General features: G+C 75.3%; 5 protein-coding genes and 2 pseudogenes. 3 read left to right on the forward strand and 4 right to left on the reverse strand.

Annotation, left to right across the window (positions count from 1 at the left end):
• Positions 1 to 403 precede the first annotated feature (403 nt).
• Positions 404 to 934 carry a hypothetical protein gene (locus ABZ919_RS41220; protein ID WP_361259386.1) on the forward strand — a complete coding sequence of 177 codons (531 nt, stop codon included), beginning with the start codon at positions 404 to 406 and terminating at the stop codon, positions 932 to 934.
• Between the two features lie 97 nt (positions 935 to 1,031).
• Entirely contained in the window at positions 1,032 to 1,952 is a 921-nt protein-coding gene (locus ABZ919_RS41225) for a hypothetical protein (RefSeq protein ID WP_361259389.1), read from the forward strand.
• 220 nt (positions 1,953 to 2,172) lie between these two features.
• Here ABZ919_RS41225 and ABZ919_RS41230 read toward each other — a convergent pair whose 3' ends face one another.
• Complete coding sequence (locus ABZ919_RS41230; RefSeq protein WP_361259398.1) at positions 2,173 to 3,297, reverse strand: MFS transporter; 1,125 nt, start codon at positions 3,295 to 3,297, stop codon at positions 2,173 to 2,175.
• A gap of 90 nt (positions 3,298 to 3,387) precedes the next feature.
• Positions 3,388 to 3,558 (reverse strand): annotated as a pseudogene (locus tag ABZ919_RS41235) (diaminopimelate decarboxylase); the annotation flags it as partial.
• Positions 3,559 to 3,689: 131 nt separating this feature from the next.
• On the opposite strand from ABZ919_RS41235, the gene ABZ919_RS41240 reads away from it, so the two are divergent.
• Positions 3,690 to 6,842 carry a BTAD domain-containing putative transcriptional regulator gene (locus tag ABZ919_RS41240; protein WP_361259392.1) on the forward strand — a complete coding sequence of 1,051 codons (3,153 nt, stop codon included), beginning with the start codon at positions 3,690 to 3,692 and terminating at the stop codon, positions 6,840 to 6,842.
• 68 nt (positions 6,843 to 6,910) lie between these two features.
• On the opposite strand, the gene ABZ919_RS41245 is transcribed toward ABZ919_RS41240, so the two are convergent.
• Together ABZ919_RS41245 and ABZ919_RS41250 are read right to left on the reverse strand one after the other, a co-directional pair.
• Entirely contained in the window at positions 6,911 to 7,705 is a 795-nt protein-coding gene (locus ABZ919_RS41245) for an ABC transporter permease (RefSeq protein WP_361259395.1), read from the reverse strand.
• Positions 7,702 to 8,140 (reverse strand): annotated as a pseudogene (locus ABZ919_RS41250) (ABC transporter); the annotation flags it as partial. The pseudogene ABZ919_RS41250 and the gene ABZ919_RS41245, both read right to left, overlap by 4 nt.

Below are 8,140 nucleotides of genomic sequence, written 5' to 3' on the forward strand. Positions count from 1 at the left end.
TCCTGCACCACCACCGCCGGCACCGGCCCACCGGCCGCCCACAACGCGGCCAGCACCTCACCCTCCAGCTCACCCCGCGCACGCCGCCGAGCCTCCCCCCGGCCGCCCTCACCGCCCGCCACCAGGCACCTCCCACACTCCCTCGGCCAGGCCCTCTCCGACCGCTCAAGCTACTACGAGACGTAGAAAAACGGCCATCTCCATCCTGCGGGCCGGAGCACCCGGGCCGCCGCAGCGGCGGGTGACGCCGGACCCCTCCTTCACGCCGACCCTCTTCACGCCGAGCCGGGCATCGCCCGCCGCCCCGGACCGGCCGGGTGGCACGGCCGCCGAGCCCGCGTCGCCTCCCCCGGTCGGCCCCGCTCAGCCGCGTCGCCGACCGGCGTCCCCGTAAGGTGGAGCCGTGATCGTCCCGCAGCCCGCCGCCGCTACGGCCAGGGCCCGCATCCGCCACCCGGTGCGGCCCGCCGTTCTGGTTGCCGTCCTGCTCGGGCTGTTCCTCATGCACGGCGGTCCGGCCGCGGCGTGGAGCGGCTGCCACGGGGCCATGCCGGACACCGCCGTCGCACCGATGGCACCCGCCCGGCCGGCCGGTCACCCCGCCGGCCGCGCCGCCACAGCCCACGGCACGGTCCACCACAAGGCCACCCCGTACGCCCTCTCCGGCACGGCCGCCCCACGGTCCGCGCACTCCGCGGCCACCGCCGCCCGCCCCGGCGCGCACATGGGCGAGCCCATGCAGGGCGCGCTGTGCCTGGCCACGACGACGCGTTCCGTCATCTCCCCGCACCCCCCGCTCGCGGCTGCCGGCCTCGTCTTCCCGGCCGTCGTCGTGCTGCCGTGGGCGCGGCGGAGGTCCGGCGGCACCCGGCGCCGAGGGCCGCCGGGCGGTGGGCGCCTGCTCCTGCTCCAGGTCTGCGTCGCGCGGACGTGAGGAGACCTCCGGGGCCCGGCTCGTCGCCGCGCACCCGGTACAGGCCTCCCGTTCACCCGCGCCGCCCGGCGGCGCCCACCTGGAAAGACACACCTCCATGTCCCAGCGTTCCCGGACGTCCCGGCACGTCCTCACGGCGGCCGCCGCCACCGCCGTACTCACCCTGACCCTCGCCGCCTGCGGCTCCGGCAGCGGCCCCGCCCACGGTCCCGCCATGCCCGGCATGGACCACAGCGGTACGCCGTCACCCTCGGCCCCGGCCGACGACATGGCGTCGATGCCCGGCATGGACGGCTCGTCCGCCGGCAACGGACTCGCCGCCGCGCAGCACGGCTACCGGATGACCTCCGCCACCGCGGCTCTCCCCACCGGGCGGGCGAGCGCGTACCGCTTCACCATCACGGGGCCGGACGGCCGGCCGGTCACCGGCTTCGCCGTCGACCAGACGAAGCGGATGCACTTCTACGCCATCCGCTCCGACCTCACCGGGTTCCGGCACCTGCACCCCACCATGGCCGGGGACGGCACCTGGAGCGCGCCGCTGGCCGCGCTGCGGCCGGGCACCTGGCGGCTGTACGCCTCCTTCACCCCGGACAGCGGTTCCGGCAAGGGCGAAAGCCTCGTCCTGAGCCGCACCGTGAAGGTGCCCGGCACGGCGCCGGTCTCGTCCCTGCCGAAGCCGTCCGGCAGCACCACCGTCGACGGCTACACCGTGACGGTGCAGGGCGAGCCGATGGCGGGCATGGCCCACCGGCTGACCGCCACCGTCACCAGGGACGGCAGGCCGGTCGCCGACCTGCAGCCCTATCTCGGCACCTATGCCCACCTGACCGCCTTCCACCAGGGCGACCTGGCCTTCGCCCACCTCCACCCGGAATCGGAGGCCGACGGCGATCACGGCGGGCCGGTGCTGAACTTCCACGCCGAGTTCGCCCGGTCCGGTGACTGGCGGCTGTTCCTGCAGTTCCGGACGGGCGGCAGGCTCCACACCGCGGCCCTCACCCTGCACGTCGACTGACCGGCGACGGCCCCGGCCCCCACCGCGGACGCTGGTGGTCGATTCGGGGCCCTCGTGACGTCGGTCTCCCGGAACCGGTTGTGGTCCGGGAGACCGACGTTGTCGTAGAGGGTGTCGATGTCGTGGCACGTGAGCCCCCGGGGTGGTCGAGCGGCCTGGGCCCGGCACTTGCCGGGCACCGGAGTCGGGCACCCCGTGCAACGGCCCTGGGCAGCCTGCCTCAGCCCCGACGCAGCAGCGCCGCCGACGCCCCCGCCGCCACGAGGAGACCCAGCGCACCGAAGCCGTGGTCCAGCGTGGTGCCGGAGGCGACGACGGCGACCAGCAACGGGCCGCCCGCGTCGCCGAGTTCACGCCCGAGCTCCGCCGCCCCCATGGTCTGCCCCAGCCGCTCCCGAGGAGTCGACGCCGCCAGCGCCGCGAAACCGAGCGGGGTGATCAGGCCCGTACCGGCGCCGATGAGCGCGGCTGCGGTGAGGATGCCGGTCAGGCCCGGCAGCGTCGCGCAGCCCAGACCCGCCGCGGTGACCCACAACCCTGCCACCAGGCCGGAACGCGCGCCGAGTCGTCCGTCGTCCAGGGCTCGCCCGGCCCGCGGTTGCACGACGGCCGCGCAGCCGGCGAGCACGGACACCGCCGCGCCGGTAGCTACGGTGCCCAGTCCGGCGGCACGGCCGGAAACGGGCAGGAAACCCACCCCGGCCGACAGCGCGGCGGTCGCCGCCGCCAGTGCGGACGTCGGGGCGAGGAACGCCGGTTGGGTGAGCCGCCGGGCCAGGTCCAGCACGGTCTGCCGGGTCTTCGGCAGCGGGGGTGCGGCCGGGACGGTGAGCGCGGCCCAGCCGGCGACGGCCGCGCCGAGCACCGCGAGGACGGCGAACAGCAGCCGCAGGCCGCCGGCCCGGACGAGAACGCCGCCGAGCAGGGGGCCGAGCGTGTAGCCGATGGACTTGTAGAAGCCGTACGTGCCGAACGCACGGCCGTGCCCCGCGGCCGGATTGAGCCGCGCGACCAGCGCGGACGCGGACGGCGAGAAGGCGGAGGCCGCCGCGCCCTGGCCGAGCCGGGCCGCCCACAACCAGCCGGGGCTGTCCGCCAGTGCGTACAGCGCGGACGCCGCCGCGAACGCGACGAGACCGCCGAGCAGCACCGGGCGGGCGCCGATCCGGTCGGCGAGGGTGCCGAAGACCGGCTTGAGGACCACCTCGGCGCCGTCGTACAGGGCGAGCAGCCCGCCCAGCACGAGCAGCGAGGTCACCGCGCCCTTCGCATGGGCGCCGAGGTTCGCGGCGATGCCGTGCGCTGCGAAGGCCGTGGTGAACCCGGCCGCGTACAAGGGCCACATCTGCCTGCGCCGCTCCACCACGTCAGCGAACGTAGCAGGCGTGCGCGGGAGTCCGCGGGTGCAGCAGGGGTGAGCGCCGCGGGCCCGCCACAGGCCGACGTCGCGGCCGCGGATGTCCTCCAGGGACTCGCGGCGGACCAGGAGGCGGGCGAGGCCGTCGCGTACGGCCACCACGGGTGGGCGGCCGACCAGGTCGCATCCGGAGGCCATGGACAGGTGGCAGGCACCGGCCACGGGGACGGCGAGCAGGTCACCGGGACGGGGTAGCGCTCCACGGGCCCGCAGGGCGTCTGCCGGGCGGCTGCGGGTTCCTCGCCCGCGAGGTCCGTCGTGACCCTCGGGACGGTGCTCCGGGCATCCGGCCTTTCCCGACCGCTGGCTAATCTGCAGGGATGACCACAGAGTTGACCCTCCTGTCCCGTGTCGCCTGTCGCGGGCGGGAGATCACCGCGCCCCGGCTGCGCGGCCTGCTGGCACTGCTCGCGGAGGAGCTGCGCACCGGCTGCAGCACGGGTCGGCTCGTGGAGGGGCTGTGGGCGGAGGAACTGCCCGAGCGGCCGGGCAAGGCGGTGCAGATCCTGGTGTCGCGGCTGCGGGCTCAGCTGGGTGCCGATCTGGTCGTGAGCACACCGGCGGGCTATCGGCTGGCTCTGGAGGAGTCGCAGGTCGACGCTTCCGCGCTGCTGCTGCACGAGGCCGCGAGCGCCGGGCGCGCCCGGGCCGGGGACCACGACGGAGCGCTGGCCGAGGCCGAGGCCGGGCTGGCGCTGTGGGACGGGAACGTGGGCGCGGGCACCGGCGAGGACCTGCACGACCCGGTGGTGGCGCTGCGTACCGGCCGGGTCCGCACGCACCGGGCGCTGGTCCGCGCCCGGGCGCTCGCGCTCGCCCGGCTCGGGCGGCGGGAGGAGGCCGTGGCGCCGCTGTCCGAACTGGCGGAACGGCTGCCGCGGGACGAGGAGGTGCTGGCGGAGCTGCTGCGCTGCGAGGCCGGCACCGCCGGCCGGGCCGCGGCGCTGGCCCGGTACGACTCCTACCGGCGCCGGCTCCGTGAGGACCTGGGAACCGATCCGGGGCCCGGCCTGAGGGCCGTCTACCAGGAGCTGCTGAACGCGGACGCGCCGAGGGTGCGCCACGGCGTGCCGCACGAACCGAACCCGCTGCTGGGGCGGGACGGCGACCTCGCCGCCGTGGCCGGGCTGCTGCGCGAGGCCCGGGTGGTCACCGTCGTCGGCCCCGGCGGGCTGGGCAAGACCCGCCTCTCCCACGCGGTGAGCCGGGCGGCCGAACAACCCGTGGTGCACTTCGTCCCCCTGGCCGGTGTCACCGCCGACGACGACGTGGCCGGTGAGGTGGCGTCGTCGGTCGGGGCCGGGGAGGGCCGGCAGTTCGCGGGCGGCGCCGACGTGGTGAGCGGCATCGTCGCCGCCCTCGGCGCCGGCCCCGCGCTGCTGGTGCTGGACAACTGCGAGCACGTCGTCGCGGGTGCCGCCGCTCTCGTACAGGCGCTGGTGTCGCGGTCCAAGGAGCTGCGGGTCCTGGCCACCAGCCGGGCCCCGCTGGGGCTGACCTCGGAGTCCGTGTACGCCCTGCCGGAGCTGTCCCGTGCGACCTCGGTGGAGCTCTTCGTGCAGCGCGCGCGGGCCGCGCGGCCCGGCGTGGAACTGCCCGCGGGAGAGGTCGCCGAGATCTGCCGGCACCTGGACGGGCTGCCCCTCGCGGTGGAACTCGCCGCGGCCCGGGTGCGCGTGCTCTCCGTGGCCGACATCTCCCGCCGGCTGCGGGACCGGTTCGCCCTGCTGCGCGGCGGCGCCCGCGACGCACCCGAGCGGCACCGCACCCTGCGGGCCGTGGTCGACTGGAGCTGGAACCTGCTGGAACCCGACGGCCGGGCGGCGCTGCGCGCCCTGTCCGTGTTCCCGGGAGGCTTCACCGAGGACGCGGCGGAGTACGTCCTCGGCGAGACCGGGGACACGCTGGCGCTGCTGGAGCAGCTGGCCGGGCAGTCCCTGCTGAAGGTGGGCGACAGCCCCTGCGGAGTGCGCTTCCACATGCTGGAGACGCTGCGGGAGTTCGGTTCCGCCAAGCGCGCCGAGGCCGGCGAGGAGGAGGCGGTGACCGGCCGTTTCCTCGCCTGGGCCCGCGACTTCGGCCGCGCCCGCCACGACGTCCTGTTCAGCTCCGACCCGGTGTCCGCCTGGCTGGGCATCCGCGCCGAGCAGGACAACCTCGTCCTGGCGCTGCGGCACGCCCTGGCCCGCGCCGACGGCCCCGCCACCGCCGCCCTGACCGCCGTACTGGCCTCGTTGTGGGCCACCGACTCGAACTACCCCCGCCTCGCCGCCCTCGTCGCCGAGACCGGCGGGCCGCTGTCCCGGTTCCGCCCCGGGCCCGGGGACCCGGAGGACGTGGAGCCGGCCCGCAGTGCGGCGGCCGTGTGCGCGGCGAGCCTCTTCATGGGCCGGGGCCCGCACGCCGTACGGCAGTTGGTCACGCTGCGCCGGCTGCCGCCCGCGCCGCCGGACACCCTGGTGCGGGCGCTGGCCGTCGTGCTGTGCGCCGTACCGGACATGCGCCCGCCCCGGTACACGCGGCTGGAGGAGCTGTGCGACTCCGATGAGCCGCTGCTGGCGGGTGTCGCGGCGTGCGTGGCGAGTTATGTGTGGGAAGCCGAGCACGAGACGGAGCGCGCGCTGGAGTACGCCCGCCGGATGATCGACGCGCTGGGCCCGCTCGGCAATCCGAGCACGGCGCTGCTCAGCCACGGCCGGATCAGCGAGCTGTGCCTGCAGTCGGAGCGCGGCGCGGAGGCGTACGACCATCTGGTGGCCGCGCTGGATGCGCTCGCCGAGTTCAGCAGGTTCGGTGACTGGTCGGACTCCGTCGGGGTGCACTGGGGACTGGTGCTCGCCTGTCTGCAGCGCGGCGACGTCGACGAGGCGGAGTACTGGCTGGGGCTCGCGGCGCTGGACCGGCCGTCGGAGACCACCCGGATCTTCAGCCCCGAGCTGCCGGCCCGGGCGGAGATCGCGCTCGCCCGGGGGCTGACCGAGGTCGGACTCGGGCTGTGGCGCCGGGCGGTCGCGCAGATACGTGAGGACAGCCTGCTGTATCCCGGTGACCCGTTCGTGGAGCCCTGGTCGCAGGAGGTGCGGTCGGCCGCGCTGGCGGCGCACGCGCAGGCCGGACGGCTCCAGCCGGTGGCCGGCCTCGCCGGGGAGCTGCGGGAGCGGCTGCTCGGGATGCTGTCCGACGGGACCGACCGGGGCCCGGTGGAACTGCCGGTGTACGGCACGGTGTTGCTGGCGCTCGGCCTCGCCGGGCTGGCCGGGGGCGAGACGGGGGCGGTACGGCTGGTGGCGCTCGCGGAGCGGATGCCGGCGGTGCGGGAGTTCCCCACCCTGTCCCTGAACCGGTCCCGGGAGGCGGCCGAGCACGCCGACAGGGCGGCGTACGACGACGCGAGGTCGAGGTACGCCGCCCTGGGGCGGGAGGAGTTGCGCGCGGAGGCGCTGCGGGAACTGACGGACGCCGGGGGCCGGTAGCGCCCGCGGGGGGCGCGGGGGAACCGCGCGGCCGGTCCCAGCGGGGCGCACCCGCCGGACACCCGAACTCACCGCTTCGGTTCACGCTGGAACTGCGCCTTGGACCACAGGTAGCCCAGCAGGCTCAGCCCCAGGCACCACGCGACGGCCAGCACGGCGTTCTTCGTGCCGATCCCGCTGCCCAGCAGCAGTCCGCGCAGCGTCTCGATGGCCGGTGAGAAGGGCTGGTACTCGGCGAACCAGCGGAACCAGCCCGGCATGGCGTCCACCGGCACGAACGCGCTGGACAGGAGCGGCAGCATCGTCAGTGGCAGCCCCATATTGCTGGCGCCCTCGGCGTTCGGGCTGGCCAGGCCCATGCCCACCGCGACCCAGGTCAGCGCGAGGGTGACCAGCGTCAGCAGCCCCGCCGCCACGATCCACTCGACCGGCGTGGCGTCGGTGCGGAAGCCCATGGCGAAGCCGAGTCCCAGGATGGCCACCAGGGCCAGCAGCGTCTGGATCACGTTGCCGATCACATGACCGACCAGCACGGAGGCGCGGGAGATCGCCATGGTGCGGAACCGGGCCATGATGCCCTCGGTCATGTCGGTGGCCACGGACACCGCGGTGCCGAGCGAGGTCATGCCCACGGTCATGAGAAGGATGCCGGGGACGATGTAGGCGACGTAGTCGGAGCGGTCGGCGTGGCCGCCGTCGATGCCGGCGCTCATCACGTCGCCGAAGACGTAGACGAACAGCAGCAACAGCATGACCGGGGTGAGCATCACGTTCAGGGTGAGGGAGGGGTAGCGGCGCGCGTGCAGGAGGTTGCGGCGCAGCATCGTGAGGTTGTCGCGGAACGCGTGGCCGGCGGTGCTCATCGGACGGTCTCCTTGTCGGCGGTCTGCTGGTCGGCGGTCTGCTGGTCGGCGGTCTGCTGGTCGGTGGCCTGCGAAGTCACGGAGCTGCCGGTCAGGGCGAAGAACACGTCGTCCAGGTCGGGGGTGTGCACGGACAGCTCGTCGGCCTCGATGGCAGCGGCGTCCAGCCAGTCGAGGATGGAGCGCAGCTCGCGCTGGCTTCCGTCGCTGGGGATCTGCAGTGCGAGGGCCTCGTCGTCCCGGGAGGCCTCGCGCAACGCGGTCGCCGCCCGCTCGTACGTCACCGGGTCGGAGAACCGCAGCCGCACATGGCCACCTGGCACGAGCCGTTTGAGCTCGGCGGCGGTGCCCTCGGCGGCGATCCGGCCGTCGTTGAGCACGGCGATGCGGTCGGCGAGCTCGTCGGCCTCCTCCAGGTACTGGGTGGTGAGGAAG

This window comes from Streptomyces sp. NPDC046759 (genome assembly GCF_040645475.1).
GTDB lineage: Bacteria > Actinomycetota > Actinomycetes > Streptomycetales > Streptomycetaceae > Streptomyces.